Genomic DNA, 23,186 nt, shown 5'->3' with positions numbered 1-23,186 from the left:
TTGGGAGTGAGGTGAACCTCGTGCCCGCATCCGGTCGAGTCGCTCCAAACACTAAGACCCTAGCAGAAATGTTGGTTTTCTTTCGCTCAAACTTTCCTCTCTAGTTTTTTCCCGTTATACCTTTATCTTACTGATTCTTTTTGCAATGATGTCCGTAATAAAATCGTTCTAATTGTGAATCGAGGCATCTATGTTTACCGGTATTATTCAATCCGTCGCCACCATTGATAAAATTACTGACCTTAATGGTCTCCGTACCTTCGAAATTGACTTTGAAGAAGGTTTTTGTGCCGACGTCGAAATTGGCGCTAGTATCGCTGTAGATGGTGTGTGTTTAACGGTAACCGAGATCCAAACCAACAAGCGTTTGTCGTTTGATGTAATGCTCCAAAGCCTCAACATCACCACGTTAAGTGCGTTTGAGGAAGGGCAAAGAATCAATGTCGAGCGTGCCGCGAAAGATGGTGCTGAGATCGGCGGCCATCCGCTCTCTGGTCATGTGGACTTCAAAACGCCACTGGCGGCCATCGATCAGCAAGAAGACAACTACCGCATTCAGTTCCACCTTCCCAAAGAATGGAAGCCGTACGTGTTTCCTAAAGGTTATATTGCCATCAATGGTGCTAGCTTGACGGTGTCTGAGGTGAATAAACTAGAAGGCTGGTTTGATGTTTGGTTAATTCCAGAGACGCGAAGAATGACCACCTTCGAAGGTAAAAAAGTAGGAGATAACGTCAACATTGAGATTGAGCGTGGCACTCAGGTGGTGGTTGATACGGTTAGAGATACCATCGCCGACACCCTTGGTCCATTGTTGCCAATGTTTGAAAAGTTTTTACAACAAAATGGGGTCGATGTTGACACCATTGGTCAAGCAACGACCAAGAGTCTTAGTGACCAGAAAGACAAGTAACAATGCACCTCAAGCCGTCCTAACAGAGACGGCTTTTGTTATTTTATTGGTTTCATATCTAAGCCAGCGCCTCTGCCAGGAGGTATTAAATTGTCACGATAAAACTGTTGCGATGATAATAAGTTCTATGATATTTTCCCGCGCAATCTCGGAATGTTTCTGGGGGAGACGCGTTGTGACCATTCAAGCTGATTGTGACACGACGTAGGGTAGGTACTGTTTAAGCCTTTAATCAGTAGACGGGATACTAATGCCTGACTGGGCATATCAATGGGAAACCCAACATTGAAACTCATTAACTCACACTCAAAAATCAGCTTTGTACTTCCTAACTGTGTATTACGAATAAACCGTAGTATTACAGAACCTTGATTCACTACTTCTAGCAATTTTCCTAGCATCTTCGTTAGGGTTTCGTCACATCTGTCATTCAGGTGGGGCTTGTTTTGTTATTTGTGTCGCGAACTCTATCGCGCGCCAAAATCAGGTTAATAAAAAAATGAGTACAGCATTCGAATTTGACTCTAAAGAATTTGCGTCTTCGATTTCGGTTCAAGTCCCGCATATCGAAGGCACATACGATCTAACACCGGATCAAGTGTTATTAGACCAAGCGGAGCACGAATCAGAAGTTCGTTCATACCCGCGCAGACTTCCTATTGCGATCAAGCGTGCTTATGGAGCGCTTGTTGAAGATACTCGAGGCCAAGTGTTCCTGGACTGTCTTGCTGGCGCTGGTACTCTGGCTATGGGTTACAACCACCCAGAGATCAACCAGGCGCTTAAAGAGCAACTGGACTCCGGACTTCCGTATCAAACACTGGATATCACCACCGAAGCGAAAGACCGCTTTATCAAGCAAGTTAAGGCATTCCTTCCGCAAGAGTTTGCAGCCGAGTCTGTGATCCAATTCTGTGGTCCTTCCGGAGCCGACGCTGTTGAAGCTGCGATCAAACTGGCTAAGCAGACAACCGGTCGAAACACCATGTTTGCATTCCGCGGCGCGTACCATGGTATGACGAATGGTACCATGGGCATGATGGGTAACCTGGGAACTAAGGCCAGACGAACTGGTTTGATGTCTGATGTTCACTTTATGCCATTCCCATACAGTCTGCGTTGCCCGTTTGGTTTAGGCGGTGATGCGGGTGCCAAGCAAAGCATTCGATACATTGAACGCCTGCTGAATGATGATGAGGCCGGTATTATGAAACCAGCCGCCATCATCGTCGAACCAGTACAAGGTGAAGGCGGGGTGATTCCTGCGCCCGCTTTCTGGATGCGTGAACTTCGCCGTATTTGTGATGAACATGACATTCTGCTCATTTTGGATGAGATCCAGTGTGGCGTTGGTAAAACTGGTTACCGTTTCGCCTTTGAAGAAGCAGGCATCAGCCCTGACATCCTCTGCCTGTCAAAAGCCATCGGTGGCGGTCTGCCAATGTCTATTCTGGTGTTCAATAAAAAAGTCGATACCTGGAATGCTGGTGAGCATACGGGCACGTTCCGTGGAAACCAACTGGCGATGGTTTCGGGTGCGAAAGCGCTGGAGATCATTGAGCGCGATAACCTGGTTGAGCATGCCAGTGTTGCAGGTGAATACCTGAGAATGGGTTTGAATAAGATCAAAGAGCGCGTCAATTGTATCGCTGAAGTTCGCGGTAAAGGGTTAATGCTCGGCGTAGAGATTGTCAAACCATCAGGCGAACACAACAAATTTGGCGAACCTGTGGCGGACGGTCAACTGACGCTCGCGATCCAACGTGCCGCTCTTGAGCGCGGATTGATGGTAGAAAAGGGTGGCCGTGATGGTTCTGTGATTCGTTTCCTTCCCCCTTTGATTATCAGTTTTGAGCAGATTGATTTTGCACTGCGCACCATTGAAGAAGCAATCATTGTTGCTGGTGGCGGCCGTAAGTCTGAGCAAAGCGCAAAAGTACAAGTGTGGAAAAAGCACTTTATCCATACTGGAGAACAGGGTGCAACTGAGTTTGCTCAGGTGATGAATCACACCACCCAAGCGATGAAAGAAGTGTTCGAAAAGGTCAGTAAACCCTATTCTGGTCTGGATCCACAGTCTCTTGAAGCGGCCATTAACACCGTGAATCTGGACAGCAGCAACAGTAATCTGCAGCACATTGTTGATGAGACGGCAGAACTGGTCGCTGAAAACTCGATCTTCACACAGCATCCTGATTGTATTGCTCACCTTCATACGCCACCGCTAATGCCTGCTGTTGCCGCAGAGGCGATGATTGCAGCGCTGAACCAGTCAATGGACTCTTGGGATCAGGCTTCTGCAGCGACGTATGTGGAGCAAAAGGTTCTGAACTGGCTTTGTGAGCGCTATGAACTGGGTGAGGCTGCCGATGGTATCTTTACCAGCGGTGGTACGCAAAGCAATTTGATGGGCTTGTTGTTGGCGCGAGACCGTATTGCAGACATCACTGATGGCCACTCAATTCAAAAGCAAGGCTTGCCGGATTACGCAGACAGACTACGTATTGTCTGTTCTGACAAATCGCACTTTACCGTGCAAAAGTCCGCATCACTGCTTGGCTTGGGTGAAAAAGCGGTTCACTGTGTGGCTACCCATGAAAATGGCACCATCAAGACTGACGCGCTGACGGCAGACATTGAGCTATTGAAATCTCAAGGGTTGATTCCTTTTGCACTGGTTGGTACTGCGGGTACGACCGACCACGGGGCTATCGATGATCTAGATACGATGGCGGCGATTTCTGCTCAGCACGGCTTATGGTTCCACGTGGACAGTGCTTATGGTGGGGCGTTAATCCTCAGCAGCCATAAAACCAAGCTAAAAGGGATTGAAAAGGCTGATTCTGTCAGTGTCGACTTCCACAAGTTGTTCTATCAGACCATCAGCTGCGGTTCATTGCTGCTGAAGGATAAAGCTAACTTTAAGTATCTGCTGCATCACGCAGATTACCTCAACCGAGAGCACGACGAGTTGCCTAATCTGGTTGATAAATCCATTGCGACCACTAAGCGATTTGATGCACTTAAAGTCTTTATGACGATGCAGAACGTTGGTCCTGATGCGTTGGGTGAAATGTACGATCACCTTATGGCGCAAACTCAGGAGGTGGCTAAGCTTGTATCTGAACATCAACATTTCGAGTTGTTGGCCAACCCCTCTTTGTCGACTGTTCTATTCAGAGCGGTAAACCATAGTGGCGTGGATCTGGACCAACTGAACCAAACGATTCGAATTGAAGCGCTTACTCGTGGAGTAGCGGTTCTGGGTGAAACTGTAGTGAAAGGGCATTCGGCGCTGAAGTTCACTATTTTAAACCCTTGCTTGGAGTTATCTGACTTCGAGAACTTACTTAATAACATTAATCAATTAGCACTTGAGCTAGCTAACGCTCACTAAGAGATAAGGGAAACAAAACATGGCAATTTTACAGATTGGTGCCGGTGGTGTTGGTTGGGTAGTCGCACACAAAGCGGCTCAGAACAACGACGTTTTGGGTGATATCACAATCGCGTCACGCACAGTGACAAAGTGTGAGAAGATCATTGAGTCTATCAAGGGTAAGAATAACCTTAAAGACCCAAGCAAGAAGCTGGAAGCTCGTGCTGTAAATGCAGACGACGTTGATGCTCTGGTTGCTTTGATTAATGAAGTGAAACCTGATCTCGTTATCAATGCTGGTCCTCCTTGGGTGAACATCACCATCATGGAAGCGTGTCTGCAAGCGAAAGTCTCTTATCTAGATACCTCGGTTGCTGTTGACCTATGCTCTGAAGGTCAGCAGGTACCTCAGGCTTATGACTGGCAGTGGGGTTTCCGCGACAAGTTTAAAGAAGCGGGCATCACAGGTATTCTGGGTGCTGGCTTCGATCCAGGTGTAGTGAGTGTGTTTGCAGCGTACGCGGTTAAGCACCTGTTCGATGAAATCGACACTATCGACGTTATGGACGTGAACGCAGGTGATCACGGCAAAAAGTTCGCAACAAACTTCGACCCAGAAACCAACATGCTTGAGATCCAGGGAGATTCTTTTTACTGGGAAAACGGCGAGTGGAGGCAAGTTGAATGCCACTCTCGCATGCTTGAATTTGACTTCCCGCTAGTAGGTAAGCACAAAGTGTACTCAATGGCGCACGATGAAGTACGTTCAATGCAAGAGTTTATTCCTGCAAAACGCATCGAGTTCTGGATGGGCTTTGGTGACACATACCTGAACTATTTTAACTGCATGCGTGATATCGGCTTGTTGAGCCCAGATCCATTGACACTGCACGATGGCACAGTAGTGCAACCGCTACACGTGCTTAAAGCACTGCTTCCAGACCCAACGTCTCTAGCTCCGGGCTACACAGGCAAAACTTGTATTGGTACTTGGGTTCAAGGTAAGAAAGATGGTAAAGAGCGTTCAGTCTTCATCTACAACAACGCTGACCATGAGGTGGCGTACGAAGATGTCGAGCACCAAGCGATCTCTTACACCACAGGTGTTCCGGCTATTACTGCGGCACTTCAGTACTTCCGTGGTAAATGGGCAGAGGCTGGTGTGTTCAATATGGAACAGCTAGACCCAGATCCGTTCTTGGAGACCATGCCAAAGATTGGTCTGGACTGGCATGTCCAGGAATTGGAAGTCGGCGCGCCAGACATTAAGATTCTTAAATAAGGGTATGGGTCCTAGGTCCTAGTCCCTAGGACCTAGAAACTTAGGACCTTGAAAATGAACAAAACCGAACTCAAAACCCCATACTTCATGATCAATGAAGACAAGTTGATTGAGAACCTGGAAAAAGCCAGACACCTTAAAGAGATCTCTGGTGTCAAACTGGTTCTGGCTTTGAAGTGTTTCTCGACTTGGGGTGTTTTTGACATCATCAAGCCTTATTTAGATGGTTCTACCAGTAGCGGCCCATTTGAAGTCAAACTTGGCCATGAAACCTTCGGTGGTGAGACGCACGCTTATAGTGTGGGTTACACGGAAGACGACGTGCGGGAAGTCGCCGACATCTGTGACAAGATGATTTTCAATTCCCAGTCTCAGTTGGCGGCTTATCGTCATATTGTCGAAGGCAAAGCATCTTTGGGATTACGCCTCAACCCCGGCGTGAGTTATGCGGGTCAGGATCTGGCGAACCCTGCGCGTAAGTATTCACGTCTTGGTGTTCAGTCTGATCATATTGAACCGAGTGTGTTCGATTCCATCGACGGTGTGATGTTCCATATGAACTGTGAAAACAAAGATGTGGACGCATTCATCGCTTTGTTGGACGCCATCTCTGAACAGTTTGGTGAACACCTGAATAAACTCGATTGGGTAAGTATGGGTGGTGGCGTCTTCTTCACCTGGCCTGATTACAACATTGACAAACTTGGGGCGGCTCTGAAGGCGTTTTCCGAGAAGCACGATGTGCAAATGTACCTGGAACCGGGTGAAGCCATTATCACTAAGACGACCGATCTGGTTGTCACGGTTGTTGATATTGTTGAGAATGAGAAGAAAACGGCCATTGTAAACTCAGCAACGGAAGCGCACCGTCTGGATACATTGATCTATGATGAACCTGCTTCAATTCTGGAAGCAAACCCAGAAGGGCAGCACGAGTATGTGATTGGTTCATGCTCATGTCTGGCAGGTGACCAGTTCTGTGTGGCGAATTTTGACCAACCGCTTCAGGTTGGACAGCAACTGCATATTCTGGACAGTGCAGGCTATACCATGGTGAAGCTGAACTGGTTTAACGGACTGAAAATGCCTTCGATCTACTGTGAACGTTCAGATGGGCAAATTCAAAAGTTAAATGAATTTGGCTACGACGACTTTAAGCGTTCTTTGTCGCAATGGTCGGTCAGTTAAACGAGGGATCTTGTCACTCCCCTGTTCGACAATCAGGTGAGCAACTCTGCTTGCCTGATTCTCAAAAAAACCCTACCTTTTAGTAAGATAACCGAAAACAGTTTTAACTTACCCCGATTCTTCTGTTAACAAACCGTGCTTTTGGGCAGTGTATCGTGTAGGTATCGTTTTCTTCTGTTACACAATCGATAAGGTAGTTGTTGATGATACATATAAAGCTCTCCCGAATATTAGCCTCTTTGCTGCCAGTGATACTATTGAGTGGTTGCGTCAGTTATAGCGTGACCGAGCAAGAGATGACAAACTACCTCAACGATAATCTCCAGCTCAATCAATCTGTGGGCATTGAAAACGTGATGTACGCTAAGGTTGCCGTCGATGATCTACAGGTCAAAATTGGTCGCACGGATGCCGATAGGGTAGCGGTTTTTGCCAATACCAAAGCACAGTTGCAGATGTTAAGTGAACAGAACATCGATCTCGATTTGGATATTGAGTTCAGTGCCATTCCAGAATATGAGCAGGAGAGTGGTGAAATATACCTGAAGTCATTACGTCTGGAACGGATCGATGAAGAAGGCCAAATCCTCACACCGGAAATCAAACGGCTGATACAGCCTGCTGTCGCAATGATTGGTATGGCAGTGTCTGAGTACCCGGTTTATAAACTTGACAGCACCACCGTGAAGCAGGCTTTGTTGAAGTCCTCCAACCCTAAAGTCGTGGTCAAAGATAACAAGCTCGTCATTGAATTTTTTGACTGATCGGCAGTGACAGCTGTTGGGACGAGAAGCCTATAAGGCCTTGGTCCGCAATAACATCAATGCCAACTTGGTGCTATTTCTTAGCGGTGCTACCACGCACTTCGAGATGGTAGGGGATAAAGCTGACATGATTACTGAGGTCGAGCTTCGGTTGTTCAATCAGCCTATGAAGTAACTGTGCACTGACTCTTCCGGACTCTTCAAAGTCGTACACCAGTGAGGTGATTTTCGGGTTGTAATACCGGGACATGTTACCGCCACCTACACCGCACACGCTAACATCCTGCGGGACACGATAGCCGTTTTCCAGCAGGTAGTTGATGGCACCTATCGCCATTTTATCATTCACTGCAAAGATGGCATCTGGACGTTCCTGACGCTCTTCGAACAGTTCCTGGCACGCCTGATACCCACTTTCGACTGAGAAATTGCCCTCAACCACACGATTTGAGCTCGCAGAAACCTCATGTTTCATCAGACTGTTCAGGTAGCCCTGTTTACGCATAACACCAACAGAGACATCGCTTTCTGGAACACCGATCAAAGCGATCGAGCGATGGTCTTCTGCGATTAGGTAGTCAACCATCTCTTCTGCTGCTTTCACCTCGTCAAACAGCACACAGGGAGTACCATCATTGGTCAGCTGCCCCATCACAACAACAGGCTTGCCTACCTTCTTGATCTTTTGGACATGTTCGTCGGTGAGGGTGGTGGCAACGAGAATGATGCCGTCCACTTGCTTTTCGGAGAACAAGTCGAGAAATTCAAGTTCACTCTTGATGCTGTGATTGGTGTTACCCAGAATGATGGTATAACCATTACTTGAAAAGTAGTGGTCAATTCCGGCGATATTGTCACCGGAAGAGGTCGCATTTATTTTGGGAAGAATGACGCCAATGGTTTGGCTTCTCTTGGAGTGCAACGCCTTGGCCAGCGCATTGGGACGATAGCCCGTTTCATCCAGCACCTTTTGAATGCGCACGCGAACGGGTTCACTGACATAACCAGAATTGTTTAGTACACGGGAAACGCTCGAGATGGAAGTTTCAGCGAGTTTCGCTATCTCTTTAATGGTGGCCATTTCCCATGTTCCTTCAGCTTAATAATCGTATTTTACAAAGCTCCTGATTATACATGACTTTCCTGTTTCGAGGGTGATTTTTGACTGGTTACTAGTTGGGAAAACCCGCGAAGTAAAGACTTCCTCACCATGATTGACGAATATTTCGATAATTGACTGGTCAAAAAATACCTGAAGGCTGAGCTTTTCACCACTAGACAACTGACATTTCCTCATGCCTGGCAGATAGCTGTTTTGGGTGCGATCCAAAGTCATGATGGATGTCTGTGGATCGTAGCGAAGTGCCACCCAACTGTCCCCTTCATCCGCCAGTTTCAGGGTAAACTCACTGGCTATCTGTTCCACATCAAGCAGCAGTTCAAAGCAGTGCTTACTCTCTATAGAGATGTTGCTTTCGCTCGACAGTTGAATATCTTCAAAGCCGGACTCTTGCCCGCGTAAGCGTGCATGCTCTCTGGCGGGAAGCTGATACATTTTACCGTTTCTCACCGTCAGTTCTCTTACCAGAGACAGGGCGTGGATCCAGTCATTGTCGGTGGTGGGCTGTTCATCTTCATCGGGTATGCCAATCCAGGCACTGAGTAGGCGCCTCCCGTCCGACGCTCCTGTGGTTTGAGGCGCATAAAATTCGAATCCCTGGTCTAACGGCTTGAACGAGCCATGGCTGTAGGTGGCTGATGCATAGTCAAGTTTGCCAATGAAATAACCGTTGTTGTGTTTGCTTTCAAAATGGAAACCGTCAGGTTCGATTCCCTGAGGGCAGCCAATCAATACATCCGAATTACCCAGATGAAATAAATCAGGGCATTCAAACATGTAGCCAAAACCGCTCACATCATTAATCTTGTTACCGGCAATGGGGCCAAGAAACTGCCAGTTGTGCGCGTCTTCAGAGCGATATAATAAGACTTGTCCAAGCTCTTCTGTGGTCTGTGCACCAATCACGCAGTACCAGAGGCCGTCATGGCTCCAGATCTTAGGATCGCGAAAGTGGGCGGTGTAGCCTTCAGGATGCTTTTCAATGACGGGCCCAAGTTTTGTGAATTGTTGATTGCTTTCATCGGTCGCTTTCGCCAGGCATTGGGTTGACAGGCGCGTACCATCGCTGGTTTTGACGTTACCGGTATAAAAAAGGTGCAGTTGGTCGTCGAGAACAAACGCGCTTCCGGAGTAGCAACCATGCTGGTCATAACTGTGATCCGGCTTTAGTGCGTCCGGTTGTAACGTCCAGTTGAAGAGATCTTGACTGGTGCTATGACCCCAGTACTTGGCACCATGTTCGCAGGCGTTAGGATTCCATTGAAAAAACAGATGGAACTGGCCATCGTACTCAATAAAGCCGTTTGGATCATTGATAAGTCCATACGGTGCAGTTAGGTGAAACCGTGGGCGCAAGTGGTCAGTGTGGCTTTGTTTCGGCACTGATAATTCGCTTTGTGAGCACAGTTCTAGTGAAGTCATTATTCTTAATACACTCAGTAGTTGGACTTGAAACAGACATTGCACTTGTCAAAGTCAGTTGAATTAAAAAAGGCGGTGGCTTCGCTGCCACCGCCAAATGGGGGTGGTTTACTTGTCTAGAGCGACAGTCATTTTGCTTTTGTTTTCAGTTGGCTTTACCACTGTTCTGGTGATCAGCGCCGCACTGCCCATGCCGACCACAATCATCACCAGGTACATACCAAGCCCGTTGCCAAGGTAAGCCGGAATTGCCGGGATGAAGGTGACGCCCATTACAGAAGGTGCAATGTTCATAATGGTTGCGAAGGCACCCGCGATAGCACCACCTGCGATACCAGCAGCGAACACTTTACTGTTAGTCAGAGTGACACCGAACAGCAGTGGTTCTGTGATACCAAAGAAACATGGAACGATAGAGGAGTAGTTCAGTGCTTTTTGCTTCTTGTCTTTGAGAGACATTGTGTAAGCAATCGCAGCACCTGCCTGACCTGCCATCGAAGCGGTAATCAGTGCGTTCAGTGGGTTAATCTTAATTGTCGACAGGAAGTTCAGTTCCACGACCATCAAGCTGTGATGCAGCCCCGTTACGGTCAATACTTGCTGCAGACCACCAAAGATCGCACCACCAATACCCATAGGCAGATTGATAAGTGACTCAACAGACACCATCACGCCGTGCTCAACAATGTTAAACATAGGACCTATGATGAACAGACCCGCCAGCATACCAATAGTGATCGTCAGGAAAGGAGTAAAGATAAGTGAGACGACCGACGGCATCCAAGTATTGATCCAGCGCTCCAGGTTTGCACCCAGAATACCGACAATCAAAGCAGGGATGATAGTGCCCTGGAAACCCTGGATCTTGAACATACCAATGCTTAGCATCTCCGCGTTGCCGCTGGCAACATCCCAGGCGTTTGGCAGCATAGGTGCTATAAGCATCAGGCCGAGAACCATACCAATAACGGGCGTGCCACCAAAGCGTTTGAATGCCGACCACACTACAAGTGCTGGCAAGAAGATAAAGACAGTATCCGTTACGACCTGAGTCATGGTCAACAGTTCTGGTGAGAAGGTGTAACCCAACTGTTGTGCAAAACCTCGAAGTCCCATAAACAGACCTGTAGCAACAAGCACAGGGATCAGAGGAATAAACACGTCTGCAAGAGATCGTAGGGCTTTTTGGAATACGCTCATATTGTCGTAGGCAGCACCTTTGGCACTTTCCAGTTCGCCGTCCAACTGCTGTTGAATCAGAGCGAAAATCTGATTAACAAGACCGGTACCCAAAATGATTTGGTGCTGTCCAGACTGAAAAAAGTAACCAGCCACTTTATCTGTGGACTTGATTTGCTCCTCATTCAACAAAGTATCGTCCTTGACCACGACACGAAGTCGGGTAGCACAATGCTCTAGGGCGCGAATGTTGTCTTTGCCTCCAAGAGCCTCGAGTAGACGGGCTGCTATTTTATTGTTCATTTGCTCTATCCTGATGCTTGTTATAGGAAAAGGTTTTCACATGACATGAAAAGGTTTTCATGTTCAATGTGGTAAGGTTTTCATATTCATCTTAAACGATCAAGAAGATCTTCTGTATTAGTATAGTTTTTTATTCATTCATTTGATGTTTGTCACAGTTGCATTGCGAAAACGAAGTAAACGCGGAACGGATGAAAACGATGTAGTGATAGGGCGATGACAACGCAGCCTTGAGGCCTATATTATGTTGCTATGGCCACCCGGATTATTTGACCGTATTTGGATTTTGTGTGTAATGTATTGATAGCATGCATAAAAAAAGGAATAGCTATGTTGTCCAAAATCATCACTACGCTGATCGTTGTGGTTATCGCTTACATGTTTTACAAAAACAACACCGTGCCATCGTATATTGGGGTAGAGGAAGGCAAGTTGGCACCTATGCCTTCGACGCCGAACGCAGTGTCTTCGCAAACCGACGACAGTGAAAAGCGTGTTGAATCAATCAGTTTCGACGACGCGGACAAAGCCAAAAAGAGAGTGATGGCGGTCCTTAACAAGATGACGGGGAATGAGGTGATAACGGATGAGGGCGATTACATGCATGTTGTCTTTACGACCCCAACCATGAAATTTCACGATGATGTTGAACTCTATTTTGACACTGAAAATGGTGTATTGCATTACCGCTCTCAGTCACGCACAGGCTACAGCGACAAGGGCCTGAATCGTGCCCGCTACAATGAATTTGTGAGTCTGTACCAGCAGCAGCAATGAATGCCGTGGTGAAAGTTACCGCTTGGTTCGGCGGTCTGTTTAGCTATTCGAAGTCTCCAGGAGGAGTCACATTATGTCGTATGGCTGCAGACAACTGTGGTTTTGGATCTTATTTCTGACACCGATAACCTCGCTTGCAATCACACTCAACGGTTTCAATCTGGATAATACCTCAGTACCTCAGAGCCTAATTCAGAGAGGTGGCCCGCCCAGAGATGGCATTCCAGCGATCGATAACCCTAAGTTTGTGTCGGCAGCTGCCGCTAGTTACTTGCGCAGCGACGATATTGTACTGGGATTGAATGTAGACGGGGTTGCCAAAGCTTATCCTCTGCGAATACTCAACTGGCATGAAATTGTTAATGATCGTATCGGAGAGACGCACTACTTGATTAGCTACTGTCCGCTGTGCGGAAGTGGCATGGCATTTGAGAGCTTTTCCGGTGATGTCAGGCAAACCAATTTTAGCTTTGGTGTTTCTGGGTTGTTGTATAACTCTGATGTGTTGATGTACGACAGAGCAACAGAGTCATTATGGTCGCAAATTCACGGAGAGGCGATTTCAGGCCCGCATGTAGGTCGCAAGCTGAAACAGGTGCCACTCACGCTGACGCGATGGAGCGGGTGGGTTGAGCGTCATCCGGATTCCCTGGTGTTATCGGTCGACACGGGTTTCAGGCGCAATTATGACCGAGACCCGTATGCGGGATACGCAAAAAATGCTGCGCTGTATTTTCCGGTTGCGAATCAGGCTCCCGATCTGTACCACCCCAAAGAGATGGTCATGGGTGTAAAAGTGAAGCAGTCTTTCATCGCTTTTCCGTTTAGTGAGCTAACCAAACAGCGCAGACCACAATTCAACGTAGCCATTGAGAACACTCAATACACCGTCCACTGGGATGCAGAAAATCAGTCAGCCTGGATCACGGACGAAGATCAACAAGTTGTGCCTTCTACGCTGCTATTCTGGTTTGCCTGGTACGCGTTTTATCCAGACACCGAGATATATCGGGCACAATAATAGCGGGATAGGGCAGCCATCCGTGGTGTGCAAGGTTCACACACCATGTGAGATTTCATCAGCTACACTCAAACAACAAGTGTAAAGGGGATGAAATGGAACAACTTAAATGGACGAAAAAGTGGCTGTTGGCTTTGTTACCACTTCTTGTCATGGTGGTACCATTGGCTGTGAATGCAATCTGGCGCTCTCCCTGGCCAACCGCATTGAGCACGCTGATTGTTTTGTTTGTGGTGCTACCTGTTGTCGATGAACTGACACGAGGTGGCGAACTGCCTCCAGATTATCCCGATTCCCCTGGTGTTCTCCGTACTCTACCGATTTTGGTATTGCCACTGTTGGTCTTGGTGCTGATTTGGGGGGCATGGTATAGCTTGTCGCTTTGGCAACATGGGGATTATTTCGCGGCGTTGACCACTGTTGTTAGTATGGGCGTAATCAACGGTACATTTGGTATTAATGCCGCTCACGAATTGCTGCACAAGCGTCATCATTTTCCAAAAACCATTGCTGGAGTGCTGTTGTCGCTGAGCGGTTATGGTGGATTTAAAATCGAACACGTTTTTGGTCACCACAAGGACGTTGCCACAAAAAACGACCCATCGTCCGCCCCAACCGGAGTATCATTTTATGCCTTTGTCTTGCCTGCCCTATGGGGAAATCAGAGAAAAGCTCTAAAACTGCAAAAAAAGTTCCGTTCCAAACTCCAGTATTTTGGCTACGAGTATTACCTCTGGCAGGCATTGACCCTGCTATGGATGGTGTGCGCAACTTATTTGCTTGGATTGTGGGGGCTTATTTATTTTATCCTTCAGGGCTTTGTTGCCATGTGTATGCTGGAGATGGTCAACTACATTGAGCACTACGGCCTGACCCGCAAGGTGCGCAATGAGCGACATTACGAACCTGTGGGATACCAACACTCCTGGGACAGCAATCATTTATTATCCGGCTATATCTTGTTTCAGTTGCCCAGGCACAGTGACCATCATATGCATGCTAATAAGCCTTTCTATCTGCTTGAAGACCAGACGTCGGCACCTAAGTTGCCATTCGGATATGCGTCTCTGGTTCTGTTAGCATTGCTGCCACCACTGTGGTTTCGGGTGATGAAAAAGGCGCTAAACGGCAATCGGGGATAACTGGGGACAAATGAACCACTCCGCCTTAGGGAACAAGGTTGATCACGAGCTCATCCGATGTAATCTGGTATAAACGTTGAGTCCCTTATCGGTAATTTCCTGCTCAACCCAATCAGGTAAATGAGGATCTGTGATGATGCCGTCGAGTTTATCGAGATCAAGTGCGTGGAAACTGGCGATACGACCATATTTTGTGGAGTCAGAAATCAAATAACTGGTTTGTGCCGCTTTTGCGATAGCTTGTTTTACCGCGACTTTTCCTTCATTAGGCGTGGAAAGTCCCTTCAGGTTCCAGGATGAGGTAGAGACAAATGCAACATCAATATTCATTCCAGAAAGAAACTCCGCCACTTTCCCGCCAACACTGGAGTGGTTTTCGCGATCGATTTTGCCGCCCGTATGATAGATTTCACATTGACCATAGTTCATCAGGTAACCGGCTACCGAAAAGTCATTGGTAATGACCAACAAGTCATCTCGGGAGGCAATTTGATGTGCTATTTCGAGAGAAGTCGTGCCCGCATCCAGATAGACAGTTGCATCAGGCTCGATAAGCGAAGCGGCTATCTTTCCAATCAGTGCTTTTTCACTGGCTTGCTGTTCCACTTTAGCATCATGAGAGAGCTCACTATGAATGGCCTGTGCCAGTTGAACGCCGCCGGATACGGAGATGACCTTACCAGATGATTCAAGCTTCATGATATCGCGGCGAATCGTCATATGCGAAACGTTTAAGTGTTCGACCAGTTCAGAGATACTTATCACTTCTTGGTGTGACAACAGTGACAAAATAGTTCGTTGTCGTTCAGCTGGGATCATGACTTTTCCTTCAATACGTTACGTCCAGTTATCCTAACAGTATTCCCCTTGCTTGTGAATATCTGTGAAATCATGTTGGCTATTTATCTATTATTGCCCTTTGGCAACTCACTTTGCCCTCTCAGTCCCCCTCAAAAGAGGTATTCTGATAATTATTGTGAATTAATGTTAAAAGTGTGATTTGGAGCTAGGTTGAAATTTATTGCTTCACATATAATCACAAACATGAACAAGATTTAACAAAACTTTAAATTGAATATTACCAAGAAGGCTCTGCAATTATGAAGGAAATTCAATCTGTTGGCGTTATCGGATTAGGTTCGATGGGGATGGGTGCGGCCAAATCATGTGTCCGCGCTGGCCTGCAAGTATATGGTTTTGACTTGAATCGTAATGCACTGGAAGAGTTGGGAGCCTACGGTGCAACCGCCGTATCTGGCAATCCAGTTGACTATGCAAGAAATTTAGATTCGGTGTTGGTGCTGGTCGTGAACGCTCAGCAGGTCAATACGGTTCTGTTTGATACGGGACTTGCAGCGGCACTAAAACCCAATACGCCCGTCATAGTATCAGCGACAATTTCTGCGGAAGACGCAAAGCAGATTGCCTCGAAATTGGCCGAGCACGAATTGCTCATGCTTGATGCTCCGGTGTCAGGCGGTGCTGTAAAAGCAGAAGCAGGTGAAATGACCGTTATGGCGTCAGGTGCCCAAGAAACGTTTGCCTTGCTAGACCCTGTTTTGAAGGCCACAGCCTCTAAGGTCTACAACATTGGTGAGGCGATAGGTTTGGGTGCCACAGTGAAAATCATCCATCAATTGCTGGCTGGTGTTCATATCGCTGCGGGTGCGGAAGCGATGGCACTGGCTGCGAGAGCCGACATTCCATTGGATTTGATGTACGACGTGGTGACGAATGCGGCGGGTAACTCCTGGATGTTTGAGAACCGGATGAAACATGTGGTCGATGGAGACTATACGCCAAAGTCTATGGTTGACATTTTTGTTAAGGATCTAAATTTGGTTTCAGATACTGCCAAAGAGCTGAAATTCCCACTGCCTCTCTCAAGTGCCGCTCTGAATATGTTCGTCAGTGCGAGTAATGCAGGTTTTGGCAAGGAAGATGACAGTGCCGTCATCAAAATTTTCGATGGTATTAAGTTACCAGGTGTAGATAAGGCGGAGAAATAACGATGTTGCTAGGTGTTATCGCTGATGATTTCACAGGGGCCACTGATATTGCTGGCTTTCTCGTCGAAAATGGAATGCGTACCGTTCAGTTGAACGGTATTCCGGATGAATCAATGGAAGTGGACGCCGATGCGGTGGTCATTAGCCTGAAATCCCGTTCCTGTCCTGTGCAGGAAGCGGTTCACCAATCGGTGGCCGCGCTCAACTGGCTGAAATCGAAAGGGTGTCAGCAGTATTATTTCAAGTATTGCTCTACGTTCGATAGTACCTCAGAGGGCAATATTGGTCCGGTTACGGACGCGCTTCTGGCTGAGCTAGGTGAAAGTTTCACGCTAGTGTGTCCGGCATTACCCGTCAATGGTCGCACGGTTTATAACGGTCACTTGTTTGTGTTTGAAGAGTTACTTTGTGAGTCGGGAATGCGCAATCACCCCGTTACGCCGATGACCGACTCCAGTTTGCTCAGAATGATGAATGCCCAGTCGAAAGGGCAATCAGGTTTAGTGTCTTACCAAACGATTGAGCATGGACCGGAGTCAGTTGTTCGTCGCTTTGAGGAACTGAAGAGCCAGACAATCAATTACGCGATCGTCGATGCGCTGAACAGTCAACACCTGGACATTCTGGGGCAGGCAGCCAAATCGATAAAGCTGGTCACTGGTGGTTCAGGACTTGCAGCGGGTCTGGCGAAAAACTGGTCCTCACAGTTAGAGGACCAAAGTGATGCGAAGCAGACTGGCTATCCGGGTAAAGCGCCAGCGGTGGTTTTTTCGGGTTCATGTTCGGTTATGACCAATCAACAAGTGTCCGTTTACAAAGCCGTTGCCCCTCATTTTGCAATTGATGTGGAAGCGTGTTTGGCCAATAAAGAGTATGTCAGCGAAGTGTTCGATTGGGTAATGACTCACCTTCAAAGTGATCTTGCTCCGCTCGTTTACGCAACAGCCAATGCCGATACATTGAAGTCAATTCAAAACAAATATGGTGCTCAGGCGTCCAGTCATGCCGTTGAAGCTTTCTTCAGTGAATTGGCCATCAAATTGAAAACGGAAGGAGTAAGGAATTTCATCGTGGCGGGTGGTGAAACCTCAGGGGTTGTCACACAGAGCCTTGCGGTTAAAGGGTTTCATATCGGACCTCAAATTGCACCCGGCGTCCCATGGGTTAAGTCAGTCGATGGTGAACTGTCTCTGGCACTCAAATCTGGGAATTTTGGTGATGAAAATTTCTTTGTCAAAGCGCAGTCGTTTTTTCCTGAGGTAGGCCAAGGATGAGAAGCAGTTCAATGAACGAGCAGGATCTGAGAAAACAGATGGTCGCTTTAGCTCGCTCTATGTTCGAGCGTGGTTATGCGACGGGTGGGGCAGGAAACCTGTCACTCAAACTTCCCGACGGACATTTTTTAACAACGCCTACTGGCTCATCATTCGGTCGCCTTGTGGCTGAGGAACTGTCGGTCGTGGATATCGACGGGAATCATATTTCAGGAAAGAAACCATCGAAAGAGGCGGCCTTCCATTTGGCGATTTACCGCAACAATCCAAAATGTAATGCGATTGTTCATCTTCACTCGACGTATCTGACCGCTTTATCGTGCCTGCAAGGGCTTGATCAGCGTAACGCGATTAAAGCCTTTACACCTTATTTTGTTATGCGGATTGGCGAGTTGCCGGTGATCCCATACTTGCGTCCGGGTGATCCCCAGATTGCGGAAGAATTGGCAAAACGAGCGGGTGACTATCGTGCTTTTCTACTGGCGAACCATGGGCCGGTCGTCACGGGCGAGGATTTTGAAGATGCTGTCGACAACGCGGAAGAACTGGAAGAGACCGCGAAGCTGGCGTTTTTGCTCAAAGACAGACAAGTCCGCTATTTGACTGAAGACGAGATCAACGATCTGAAAGGGAGAGGTAAGTAATGGCAAAATTCGCAGCAAATCTGACCATGTTATTTACGGAAGTACCGTTCCTGGAGCGCTTTGAAAAGGCGCATCAGGCAGGTTTTCAAGCCATAGAGTACTTGTTTCCCTATGCTTTTGAACCGCAGTTACTGGCAAGCAAATTGGAGCAGTTTGGATTAGAACAGGCGTTATTTAACCTGCCTCCCGGAGACTGGGATGCGGGGGAAAGAGGATTTGCGGCCATTCCCGGACGTGAAGAGGAATTCCGCTCCAGTGTAGAGAGGGCTCTTGTGTATGCAAAGGCGTTGAAATGTCCAAAAGTGCACGCGATGTCAGGGATCATCGATCCGCGCTACTCGAAAGAGCAGCATGTGGAGACGTTTATTTCCAACATCCGTTTTGCCGCAGACAAATTTGCAGAGCATGGTATTGCTTTGATGATAGAGCCATTAAACGCACGCGATGTACCCAACTATTTTGTGGCGCATCAGCGTGATGCTGTTGACCTTATTCGCCTGGTAGACAGGCCGAACGTGAAGCTGCAGTTAGACCTGTATCACGCCCAAATTATGGACGGTGACCTGACAACCCTGATCAGGGAAGTGGCGTCATTTACCGGCCATGTTCAGATTGCGTCGGTACCCGAGAGGCATGAACCTTCAGAAGGTGAACTGAATTACCCCCATTTGTTCAAGGTATTAGATGATTCTGGCTACTCCGGTTGGATTGGGTGTGAATACAACCCAAGAACCTCGACCGAAGCTGGGTTGCACTGGGTCAAACAATATCTGTAACTCAATCAATTAACTATAAGAAATAGTGGATTCCTAATTCGAACCACTGCATGGCAAAGTGCAGAGGACGTAACCTTACGTGCTCATCGTGCACAGCCCTACACAACAAAATAGAGATAGAAAAGGAAAAGAAAATGGATGGAGCACTGATAGGCATTGTGATCGGTATCATTGCTATGATGCTAATGATCGTGAAAACACGAATCCCTGTCGCTCTCGCGATGGTTATTGCGAGTATCATTATGGGGCTTTTTGCCGGGATGGCACCGACAGAGCTGATTAATGCGATTAAAGCAGGCTTCGGTGGTGTATTAGGCGGTATCGGTTTAATCATTGCGTTTGGCGTGATCATGGGAGCGTGTTTTGAACGTTCGGGCGCAGCAGTGCGCATGGCGAAGACCTTCGTTAAGATCTGTGGTAAAGGTCGCGAGGATCTGGCCCTTGGTTTCACTGGTGTGATTGTCGCTATCCCAGTATTCTGTGATTCTGCTTACATCATTTTGCATTCACTTGTTCGTGCAATTTCACGAGATACCGGAAAATCAGCGGTAGGTTTGGGTGTGACGTTGGCACTTGGCCTGCTTATCACTCATGCTCTCGTACCGCCAACGCCTGGTCCGGTTGCCGTCGCAGGCATCTTAGGTGTCGATTTGGGCGAATACATGCTTTGGGGACTGATGGTATCGATCCCTATGATGCTTCTGTCAATGATTTATATTCGTCGTATTGGTAATGAATACTACCGTGTTCCTAATGGCGAAGGTTGGATTACCAACCAGTCTGACTGGGCGAACCTGGAAAAAGTACAGTCCACAGATGACAAAGATCTACCGAGCAATTTTCTTTCGTTTGGTCCGATTCTGTTGCCTATTGCGTTTATCCTAGCTAACACCTTGGTTGGTAAAGGTGACACAGCACTGCATACTGTTCTGTCTCTATTGGGTAATCCTGTGGTCGCAGTTGGCTTTGGTGTATTGATGGCACTTTATGGCCTGACTCGTAATATCGAACGCAAAGACATGGTTGGATCCATGGATGATGCTCTGGCGACAACTGGTCTGATTCTTGTGGTAACGGGCTGTGGTGGTGCTATGGGTTCGGTACTTAAAGCCTCTGGTGCAGGTCCTCAAGTGGCAGAAGCGATTGCAAGCAGCGGCATTCCACCGCTACTGGTTCCACTGGCGATTGCTTCAATGCTTCGTCTGATTCAGGGGTCGGCCACAGCATCAATGATGGTGGCTGCGACCATGACGCTGCCGCTGGTTGAGACTCTGGGATTGGATCCTGTTTTTGTCGCGCTTGCGTGTGCTGTTGGTCCAGTTGGGTTCTCACACTTAAACGACTCGTACTTCCACATCATCAACCGAACTCTGGGTATCACGGAGCTAACCGACCAGCTTAAGATTTGGTCCGTTTCTTCTACCGTTGCCTGGGCAATTGGTGCTTCGATCATCATGGTTCTGAACCTGGTATTTGGTAAGGGTGGTACTCTAATCGATCCTCTCGTTCCAATCGCTGTGTTAGCCGCTGTGATCGTATGGGTGAAATCGAAAGAAAAACAACATACAAGTGTTGAAGCGGTAAGCTAATAACCGGATTGGTTGCTGCTGGCCCCATACTATAGAGATAGTGTGGGGCTTTTTCGTTTGGTTTTAGTAGGCAGCAGAAAATTCTTAGCCCCGAACATTGCTATAAGAATCTCATGTGCAGAGGAATGTAAGTCGACTTAGAGAGTTAGCAAGATGAACTATTTTTTAAACTGTTCAAAAGAGCTCTGAAGATTAACCAAACAAATACGATATTGCTTTAGCGCACCCAGAATATTATATCCAATCATCGCCCAGTTCAGGGCAAACAGCAGTGCCATAATGGCTGTCGTCGAAGGCATCATAAAACTGAGTACCAGAGACAGCATGACAGCGATATAGAGGTGGAATTGCCACTTCATGTGAACGCGACTGATTAGTTGATAATGATCCGGAAGCGGTATCATCGCTATGGGGTTGCGCATCATCGCTCTCTGTAGGTGAAGCGTGATCAAAAATGGTACGATTTTGAGGAGCATACCCTGAATAATGGCCAGTACAAAGCCAAGGCCAAACAATAGACCGATAAATACCTCTAGCTTTGTTTGCCAACCGACAGGCCAGGGAAGTAAGTCTAAAGGGAGGAAGAAACTAAACAATAGCAGACAAGCCAGCAATAAGCTCCCAAGCCCGCATTTCCAGTAATTAACCACCACATCGGGTAGTTTGCGTTTACGTTTTCCTAATCGCTCTAGCGTCACGATGGAATACAGTATTGAGGCGACAATACAGACTAACCAACCTCCAGGCAGTGGCACTCCGAAAGACTCCAGACTGACAATGACAATACCGATAACCAGCAAACCTATCAAGCCGTAACGCCATCCGCTAGAGAAGTTGGGCGTCACATGGAACATAGGTATTACCTGAAAACTGACAGCCATGATCAGCAGCATAATCCAACCAAACAGGCCGATACCGGCATGCAGATTAGTCAACGATTTTCCGATGCCAGGAGCCACGCCCCATAGGTAGCCACTGAGCAATATCAGACCAAGGGCCAAAAGCACTGCTAAGGCTAACACTGCCAGTGAGATGGGTAAGCGGGTTTGTTGCCCTTGTGCTTCCCAAAAGAGTACTCGTAGCAGGCTAAAAACAAAATAACCCAGACTTAGTCCGAGTAAAGCAAATGACAGTGAAAATGAAACCCAGCCCAGAAAGCCACTGCTTAAACTCACCACTCCGGCTACCAATAACAGATGAAACAGGTGCAACTTCCACCCCCGAATCGGAATCGCCGCGCCACAAAGTACCGGCATGACCTGAAACAGAGATCCAATCATCACCATGGCCATAACGCCGAGGGCGAGCAGGTGAGTCGCAGCAAGGGTGACCGGCATCCAGCGACTCAGCCAAACCTGTTCACCAAAGCTGATAACCAGAATTGCGGCCAGTAAAGCAAACACTGGCGCGGTGAGGTAGAAACGCATTGGGGCCGAAAGTTCAGGAATGGCTTCGAAGTTCAGGCCACTCATTCTCATCGTGGTAAGTTCTCTTTGGTGAGTTGCTGTGCCCACAGCGCTGCCTCTTCATCACCGGCACGCCAGAACACGATCTGATAACGCTCATCGCTGACTTGGTGACAGGCATACTCGAACTGGCCTGTAATCATGTCAAACAGGGGGATGGGTTTACGTCGATGTGTCACCAACAATACCTCGCCAATCGTCAACTGGTAGAGCTTTGCGGTTATTTGGTGCATAGGATGAGGCGGCTCTAGTTCACTGACGTCGAGCGTGATGACTTTGCTCATGTCCATATGTTCTTGTCTCCGGGTTGAGTGCTACCTACTCGTTCAGTGGGTACTCATTTTTTCAACAATTTCGGCGCTATTGCTGAGGTGATTGTCCGTCATTGGATACAAGATCTGTTCTTCTTTCATATTATGTTGCTGAATAAAGATCATGATACTTTCTGAACATCCCATTGCTCGTTCTTGATCTTGCTGCTCAATCGCTGCCTTCATTTGTTCAAACATGGCGTTAATCTGAGCGTGCTCCTGACGCATAACCATCGTTGGTCCTGCGGTCATTCCTGTCTGCGCCTCAAATTCAGGGAAAAGTACCTGCTCTTCCATTGCAAAGTGATGTAGGGTTTCCGTTTCAAACTTAGACCATAGTTCAGCAAACGCGCTCCAGTCTTTGCTGGCCAGTGCACTTTCTGCTTCGACCAACAGATCATCGCAGACCTTGTGGTGTTGAGTCATGAACTCTTGAATAGATGGCATAGTGATTTCCTCATCATTATCGAATAGCGATAAATGATGTTATAGGTCAGCCACCATGAAAGCTATGCTGCCGAAGGGGTAATTCGTCTATGTTTTGATATGCGTCATTTTTAATCCCTTATTGCAGCAGGGTTTTAGTATTGAAAAGTGGATAGGGAAAAAACGCCCAGTCCTGAGTTC

The 23,186-nt window shown here is 47.5% G+C and carries 20 protein-coding genes; 13 read left to right on the top strand and 7 right to left on the bottom strand.

The annotated features are described in order from the left end of the window. Window positions 1-190: 190 nt before the first annotated feature. The 5 genes from C4S60_RS19110 to C4S60_RS19090 all read left to right on the top strand — a co-directional run bounded on the left by C4S60_RS19110 (window position 191) and on the right by C4S60_RS19090 (window position 7,526). Complete coding sequence (locus tag C4S60_RS19110) at window positions 191-913, top strand: riboflavin synthase subunit alpha (protein WP_103881937.1); 723 nt, start codon at window positions 191-193, stop codon at window positions 911-913. 499 nt (window positions 914-1,412) lie between these two features. After that, a complete protein-coding gene (locus tag C4S60_RS19105) occupies window positions 1,413-4,310 on the top strand; it encodes a pyridoxal phosphate-dependent class III aminotransferase (RefSeq protein ID WP_103881936.1) in 2,898 nt (965 codons plus the stop codon). A 19-nt stretch (window positions 4,311-4,329) separates the two neighbouring features. Then, window positions 4,330-5,574, top strand: coding sequence for a carboxynorspermidine synthase (locus C4S60_RS19100; protein WP_103881935.1), 1,245 nt, complete (start codon window positions 4,330-4,332; stop codon window positions 5,572-5,574). 54 nt (window positions 5,575-5,628) lie between these two features. Continuing rightward, complete coding sequence (nspC, locus tag C4S60_RS19095) at window positions 5,629-6,762, top strand: carboxynorspermidine decarboxylase (RefSeq protein ID WP_103881934.1); 1,134 nt, start codon at window positions 5,629-5,631, stop codon at window positions 6,760-6,762. A gap of 206 nt (window positions 6,763-6,968) precedes the next feature. Beyond that, window positions 6,969-7,526: a YceB family lipoprotein gene (locus C4S60_RS19090; protein WP_425275145.1), complete on the top strand. Its 558-nt coding sequence runs from the start codon at window positions 6,969-6,971 to the stop codon at window positions 7,524-7,526. 73 nt (window positions 7,527-7,599) lie between these two features. On the opposite strand, the gene C4S60_RS19085 is transcribed toward C4S60_RS19090, so the two are convergent. The 3 genes from C4S60_RS19085 to C4S60_RS19075 form a co-directional block, all read right to left on the bottom strand. Then, window positions 7,600-8,607 (bottom strand): LacI family DNA-binding transcriptional regulator, encoded by a 1,008-nt coding sequence (locus C4S60_RS19085; RefSeq protein WP_103881932.1) that lies wholly within the window; start codon window positions 8,605-8,607, stop codon window positions 7,600-7,602. Window positions 8,608-8,625: 18 nt separating this feature from the next. Then, a complete protein-coding gene (locus C4S60_RS19080; RefSeq protein WP_160111387.1) occupies window positions 8,626-10,029 on the bottom strand; it encodes a glycoside hydrolase family 32 protein in 1,404 nt (467 codons plus the stop codon). A gap of 147 nt (window positions 10,030-10,176) precedes the next feature. After that, the gene (locus tag C4S60_RS19075; RefSeq protein ID WP_103881930.1) at window positions 10,177-11,550 is read right to left on the bottom strand and encodes a PTS transporter subunit EIIC; all 1,374 of its coding nucleotides are present in this window, start codon (window positions 11,548-11,550) and stop codon (window positions 10,177-10,179) included. 330 nt (window positions 11,551-11,880) lie between these two features. Between C4S60_RS19075 and C4S60_RS19070 the strand changes: the two genes are divergently transcribed. From C4S60_RS19070 to C4S60_RS19060, 3 genes are all read left to right on the top strand, one after another. Continuing rightward, window positions 11,881-12,327 carry a DUF1499 domain-containing protein gene (locus C4S60_RS19070; RefSeq protein ID WP_103881929.1) on the top strand — a complete coding sequence of 149 codons (447 nt, stop codon included), beginning with the start codon at window positions 11,881-11,883 and terminating at the stop codon, window positions 12,325-12,327. Between the two features lie 73 nt (window positions 12,328-12,400). Further along, entirely contained in the window at window positions 12,401-13,348 is a 948-nt protein-coding gene (locus C4S60_RS19065) for a DUF3179 domain-containing protein (protein WP_103881928.1), read from the top strand. Window positions 13,349-13,443: 95 nt separating this feature from the next. After that, a complete protein-coding gene (locus C4S60_RS19060) occupies window positions 13,444-14,490 on the top strand; it encodes an alkane 1-monooxygenase (protein WP_103881927.1) in 1,047 nt (348 codons plus the stop codon). 42 nt (window positions 14,491-14,532) lie between these two features. Here C4S60_RS19060 and C4S60_RS19055 read toward each other — a convergent pair whose 3' ends face one another. Continuing rightward, entirely contained in the window at window positions 14,533-15,309 is a 777-nt protein-coding gene (locus tag C4S60_RS19055) for a DeoR/GlpR family DNA-binding transcription regulator (RefSeq protein WP_103881926.1), read from the bottom strand. Between the two features lie 281 nt (window positions 15,310-15,590). On the opposite strand from C4S60_RS19055, the gene ltnD reads away from it, so the two are divergent. From ltnD to C4S60_RS19030, 5 genes are all read left to right on the top strand, one after another. Continuing rightward, entirely contained in the window at window positions 15,591-16,499 is a 909-nt protein-coding gene (gene ltnD, locus C4S60_RS19050; RefSeq protein WP_103881925.1) for an L-threonate dehydrogenase, read from the top strand. 2 nt (window positions 16,500-16,501) lie between these two features. Beyond that, on the top strand, window positions 16,502-17,773 hold the full coding sequence (gene otnK, locus C4S60_RS19045; RefSeq protein WP_103881924.1) for a 3-oxo-tetronate kinase: 1,272 nt from the start codon (window positions 16,502-16,504) through the stop codon (window positions 17,771-17,773). An 11-nt stretch (window positions 17,774-17,784) separates the two neighbouring features. Continuing rightward, window positions 17,785-18,417, top strand: a complete 633-nt coding sequence (gene otnC, locus C4S60_RS19040; RefSeq protein WP_103881923.1) for a 3-oxo-tetronate 4-phosphate decarboxylase — start codon at window positions 17,785-17,787, stop codon at window positions 18,415-18,417. Further along, window positions 18,417-19,193, top strand: coding sequence for a 2-oxo-tetronate isomerase (otnI, locus tag C4S60_RS19035; protein WP_103881922.1), 777 nt, complete (start codon window positions 18,417-18,419; stop codon window positions 19,191-19,193). Before otnC ends, otnI begins: the two co-directional genes overlap by 1 nt. A 134-nt stretch (window positions 19,194-19,327) precedes the next feature. Next, window positions 19,328-20,782, top strand: a complete 1,455-nt coding sequence (locus C4S60_RS19030; protein WP_103881921.1) for a GntP family permease — start codon at window positions 19,328-19,330, stop codon at window positions 20,780-20,782. Between the two features lie 158 nt (window positions 20,783-20,940). Here the strand turns inward: C4S60_RS19030 and C4S60_RS19025 are convergent, their stop codons facing one another. From C4S60_RS19025 to C4S60_RS19015, 3 genes are read right to left on the bottom strand one after another with little or no spacing between them, the layout of a single operon-like run. After that, entirely contained in the window at window positions 20,941-22,296 is a 1,356-nt protein-coding gene (locus C4S60_RS19025) for a hypothetical protein (RefSeq protein ID WP_160111386.1), read from the bottom strand. After that, window positions 22,257-22,538, bottom strand: coding sequence for a DUF2249 domain-containing protein (locus C4S60_RS19020; RefSeq protein WP_103881919.1), 282 nt, complete (start codon window positions 22,536-22,538; stop codon window positions 22,257-22,259). Before C4S60_RS19020 ends, C4S60_RS19025 begins: the two co-directional genes overlap by 40 nt. Before the next feature lie 36 nt (window positions 22,539-22,574). Beyond that, the gene (locus tag C4S60_RS19015) at window positions 22,575-23,006 is read right to left on the bottom strand and encodes a hemerythrin domain-containing protein (RefSeq protein ID WP_103881918.1); all 432 of its coding nucleotides are present in this window, start codon (window positions 23,004-23,006) and stop codon (window positions 22,575-22,577) included. Window positions 23,007-23,186: the final 180 nt, after the last annotated feature.

This window comes from Vibrio hangzhouensis, from assembly GCF_900107935.1.
Classification (GTDB): domain Bacteria; phylum Pseudomonadota; class Gammaproteobacteria; order Enterobacterales; family Vibrionaceae; genus Vibrio; species Vibrio hangzhouensis.
This window is presented reverse-complemented; position numbering and strand designations above follow the sequence as displayed.

Excerpts from the sequence above, each read along its gene's own strand:
- C4S60_RS19110 (WP_103881937.1), top strand. The coding sequence starts at position 191 with ATGTTTACCGGTATTATTCAATCCGTCGCCACCATTGATAAAATTACT.
- C4S60_RS19105 (WP_103881936.1), top strand. The coding sequence starts at position 1,413 with ATGAGTACAGCATTCGAATTTGACTCTAAAGAATTTGCGTCTTCGATT.
- C4S60_RS19100 (WP_103881935.1), top strand. The coding sequence starts at position 4,330 with ATGGCAATTTTACAGATTGGTGCCGGTGGTGTTGGTTGGGTAGTCGCA.
- nspC (WP_103881934.1), top strand. The coding sequence starts at position 5,629 with ATGAACAAAACCGAACTCAAAACCCCATACTTCATGATCAATGAAGAC.
- C4S60_RS19085 (WP_103881932.1), bottom strand. The coding sequence starts at position 8,607 with ATGGCCACCATTAAAGAGATAGCGAAACTCGCTGAAACTTCCATCTCG.
- C4S60_RS19075 (WP_103881930.1), bottom strand. The coding sequence starts at position 11,550 with ATGAACAATAAAATAGCAGCCCGTCTACTCGAGGCTCTTGGAGGCAAA.
- C4S60_RS19070 (WP_103881929.1), top strand. The coding sequence starts at position 11,881 with ATGTTGTCCAAAATCATCACTACGCTGATCGTTGTGGTTATCGCTTAC.
- C4S60_RS19065 (WP_103881928.1), top strand. The coding sequence starts at position 12,401 with ATGTCGTATGGCTGCAGACAACTGTGGTTTTGGATCTTATTTCTGACA.
- C4S60_RS19060 (WP_103881927.1), top strand. The coding sequence starts at position 13,444 with ATGGAACAACTTAAATGGACGAAAAAGTGGCTGTTGGCTTTGTTACCA.
- C4S60_RS19055 (WP_103881926.1), bottom strand. The coding sequence starts at position 15,309 with ATGATCCCAGCTGAACGACAACGAACTATTTTGTCACTGTTGTCACAC.
- ltnD (WP_103881925.1), top strand. The coding sequence starts at position 15,591 with ATGAAGGAAATTCAATCTGTTGGCGTTATCGGATTAGGTTCGATGGGG.
- otnK (WP_103881924.1), top strand. The coding sequence starts at position 16,502 with ATGTTGCTAGGTGTTATCGCTGATGATTTCACAGGGGCCACTGATATT.
- otnC (WP_103881923.1), top strand. The coding sequence starts at position 17,785 with ATGAACGAGCAGGATCTGAGAAAACAGATGGTCGCTTTAGCTCGCTCT.
- otnI (WP_103881922.1), top strand. The coding sequence starts at position 18,417 with ATGGCAAAATTCGCAGCAAATCTGACCATGTTATTTACGGAAGTACCG.
- C4S60_RS19030 (WP_103881921.1), top strand. The coding sequence starts at position 19,328 with ATGGATGGAGCACTGATAGGCATTGTGATCGGTATCATTGCTATGATG.
- C4S60_RS19020 (WP_103881919.1), bottom strand. The coding sequence starts at position 22,538 with ATGGACATGAGCAAAGTCATCACGCTCGACGTCAGTGAACTAGAGCCG.
- C4S60_RS19015 (WP_103881918.1), bottom strand. The coding sequence starts at position 23,006 with ATGCCATCTATTCAAGAGTTCATGACTCAACACCACAAGGTCTGCGAT.